This is a genomic window from Streptomyces corynorhini (genome assembly GCF_003346515.1).
In the GTDB taxonomy this organism is placed as follows: Bacteria; Actinomycetota; Actinomycetes; order Streptomycetales; family Streptomycetaceae; genus Streptomyces; species Streptomyces corynorhini.
Genome location: NZ_QQNA01000398.1, coordinates 1 through 3,408 on the forward strand (window position 1 = coordinate 1; position 3,408 = coordinate 3,408).

At 73.7% G+C, this 3,408-nt stretch carries 2 protein-coding genes; one reads left to right on the forward strand and one right to left on the reverse strand.

Features of this window, described 5'->3' with window-relative positions; all coding sequences use genetic code 11:
• Nucleotides 1-70: 70 nt before the first annotated feature.
• On the forward strand, nt 71-1,051 hold the full coding sequence (locus DVH02_RS33420; protein ID WP_114627590.1) for a hypothetical protein: 981 nt from the start codon (nt 71-73) through the stop codon (nt 1,049-1,051).
• Nucleotides 1,052-1,067: 16 nt separating this feature from the next.
• On the opposite strand, the gene DVH02_RS33425 is transcribed toward DVH02_RS33420, so the two are convergent.
• Nucleotides 1,068-3,311, reverse strand: a complete 2,244-nt coding sequence (locus DVH02_RS33425; RefSeq protein WP_114627591.1) for an ATP-binding SpoIIE family protein phosphatase — start codon at nt 3,309-3,311, stop codon at nt 1,068-1,070.
• Between the last annotated feature and the right edge of the window lie 97 nt (nt 3,312-3,408).

A 3,408-nucleotide genomic window follows, 5' to 3' on the forward strand; every position in this document is an offset into this window, starting at 1 on the left:
GCCCCCGCCTGGTGTTACGAGCACCGGCGAGGGCCTGACCACCGAGATCCAAGAGTTAGAGACGATCCCCATGGCTTACCGCCAGTTTAGTGGCGCTCCGCGCCCCGCGCACGTATCCCGCCATCCCCTGGCCAGCCCCGGTTACGGCAAACGGTCCGTGCCAGGCCCGGCCGAGGTGTCCGGTGGTGCCTTCGCCGCTCTTCCCGCCCGTGAGGCGTCCATCGCCGGGTTCATCGACCGGCTGCCCGAGGGCGCCGACATTTCGGTGAAGGCCCTGGCCAAGGTGCTGGACTACGGGCAGTGTGCGCTGCGTACCGCCCTCAACCACCTTCAGCGCACGGGGTACTTACGGCGGGGGCGCGAGCATCTGGTGACGGTCGGTGCGGCGCGGTGGGTCACCCGTACGTGGTTCTCGCGCACCGCCCGGGACGAGTCCTGGTGGGCCTCCTTCGTCGCCGGAGAGGTGGGCGAGAGCGTGGTCGGGGACCGTCCCGAGGGTTCTGACGAGGGCTCCGGTGATGGTGGTGCCCGTACTGCGCCTCCCGCGCCGTCGCCTGCCCCGGCCGCCCCGCCTGCCCCGGCCGCCCCGCGAACCTCCCGTTCCCGCGCCTACGCCGTGCTCGCCGCCCTCGGGCGGCGGGACCCCGCCGTGTCGCTGTCCGCCGCCGACTGCGCGGCGCTGGAGCCCCTGGCCGCCGAGTGGTTCGCGCGCGGTGCCGGTGAGGAGGACGTGCTGCGCGCGCTCACGGACGGGCTGCCCGCCGCCGTACACCATCCCGCCGGGATCGTCCGGGCCCGGCTCACTTCCAAGCTTCCGCCCGAGCCCGAGCCGGAGGTGGCCGTACGGCCGCCCCTGCGCGTCATGGAGTGCTCCACGTGCCGGGCTCCCGGGCGGCCGGAGGCGCTGGTGGGCGGCGAGTGCGGTGAGTGCCGGGGGCTGCCCGTGCCCATACGGCGTCCAGCGCCCCTCGCGCCGGAGCAGGTGCGGGCCCGTGCCGGTCAGGCCCGTGCCGCTCAGGCCCGTGCCGTCGACTGCGGGCCGCCCCGCTGAGGCGGGTCCGTATCCGTCAGGAGCCCGTGTGCCCGCCCTCGTGCAGCTCGAACCAGATCGACTTGCCCTCGCCCCTCGGGTCCACGCCCCACTCGTCCGCCAGCATCTCCATCAGCAGCAGCCCCCGTCCGCTCGACGCCAGCTCGCCGGGGCGCCTGCGGTGCGGCAGCTGGTCGCTGGTGTCCGCGACCTCGACCCGGAGTCTGCGCTCGCCCGGCTCGCCCCTGGCCTCCGCGACGAGGAGGGCGTCGTTGTCCGTGTGGACCAGCACGTTGGTGAGCATCTCGGAGACCATCAGCTCGGCCGAGTCGACCTGTTCCGCGTCCGTCCAGTCGTGCAGCAACTGGCGCAGCTGCCGCCGGGCGCCCGCGATCCGCTCCGGTTCGGCCTGGGCGACGGTCAGGGCGGTGCGCCGGGCCTTCGGGCGGCTGGCGGGGGCGGGGATACGGTCGCGGGCGAGCAGGAGGAGCGCGATGTCGTCCTCGTGCCGGTCGGCCAGCGGACCGGTGGTGTAGTGCGAGGTGGGGCCGTGTACGGCCTGGACCAGGGTGTCGGCCAGCTTCTCCAGCGAGCCGCCGCCGTGCTCCTCCATGACGGGCCGCAGCCGGTCCCAGCCGGTGGCCAGGTCGTGGCCGCCGGTCTCGATCAGCCCGTCCGTGCAGAGCATCAGCGTCTCGCCGGGCTCCAGGTCGAGCCGGGTCGTCGGATAGTCGGAGTCCGTCTCGACGCCGAGCGGCAGCCCGCCCTCCGTCTGCCGGATGACGGCCGCACCGTCGACGGAGAGGATCACCGGGTCGGGATGGCCGGCGCGGGCGATGTCGAGCGTGCCGGTCTCCGGGTCGACCTCCAGGTACAGGCAGGTCGCGAAGCGCGGTCCCGCGGCCGCGTACTCCTCCTCTTCGCGCCGGCCGGGCCCCGGCCCGTTCGCCGTGCTCCCCGGTCCCGGGGTGTCGCCGCCGTTGCCGCCCATGGCGCCCAGGTGGCCTTCCGCGCCGCCCACGACCCCGCCGTCCCGGCCCTGGTGGAGCTGGAGCCCGGCGAGGAAGCGTGACGCCCGCGAGAGCACCGCGTCGGGCCGGTGGCCCTCCGCTGCGTACGCCCGCAGCGCGATCCGCAGCTGGCCCATCAGCCCCGCGGCCCGTACGTCGTGCCCCTGCACGTCCCCGATGACCAGGGCGAACCTGCCTCGTCCCGGGCCTGTTCCCGGCAGCGGGATCATGTCGTACCAGTCGCCGCCGACCTGGAGCCCGCCGCCGGTCGGCACGTAGCGCGCGGCGACCGTCATGCCGGGGATCGCGGGGCCGATCGTCGGCATCATCGAGCGCTGCAGCCCGAGGGACAGCTCCCGCTCGGACTCGGCGACCCCGGCGCGCGCCAGCGCCTGCGCGAGCATGCGCGCCACCGTCGTCAGGACGGAGCGCTCGTCGGGGGAGAAGGCGACCCGGTGCTTGAAGGCGGCCATCCAGGTGCCCAGGGTCCGTCCCGCCACGATCAGCGGCACGAAGGCCCAGGAGTGGCGGTCGAAGCGCTGCACGTACTGCCAGGTGGTCGGATAGCGCTTCTCGTACGCCTCCGGGGTGGGCAGATAGATGGCCCGGCCGGTCCTGACCGCTTCGGCGGCGGGGTAGTCGGTGTTCAGCTGCATGTCCTCGAACGGTCCGACGTCCCCGGCGTCGTGCCCGTGGTGTCCGATGATCCGCAGCCGCTCGCCGAAGACGCTGAAGACCGCGAGGCCGTCCGGCGAGAAGCCCGGCATGGAGAGGGAGGCGGCGACCCGCAGCACCTCGTTGGTGGAGCGGGCCTCGGCCAGCGCCCGTCCGGCGTCGAGGAGGAACGCCTCGCGGGAGCGGCGCCAGTCGCCGGTGATCGAGGTGCCCTCGACGGCCGCACCGGGGCGCGGCTCGGACACCTCCTGGACGGTGCCGACCATCTCGAAGTCCTGCGAGCCGTCGGGCAGGGTCCTGACGGTCGGCTTGCAGCGGGACCGTACGGTGCGCAGCACCCGGCCCTCGCCGTCCATGATCCGCAGCCGGGCCTCGGCGATGGTGCCCTCGGCGACGGCGAGACCGACGATGCCCGCGATCTCGTTCCAGTCGACGGGGTGGAACTGGGAGCGCATCGCGCCCTCGGCCATGGTGGTGGGCTCGGCCGCCAGCCCGAACAGCCGCGCGGCTTCGGCGTCGAGGGTGACCGATCCGGCCGCGTTGTCCCAGTACCACAGGCCGGTCGCGATCGCGGCCAGGACTTCCTCGGTGCGCATTGCCCTACTTTATGAATATGTGCAGACCAAACGCCACTGAGGGGACGTAAGAGGCCGCCCCACCTATTCGCGCGGCCTCTAAGAGGTCCTAACAAAG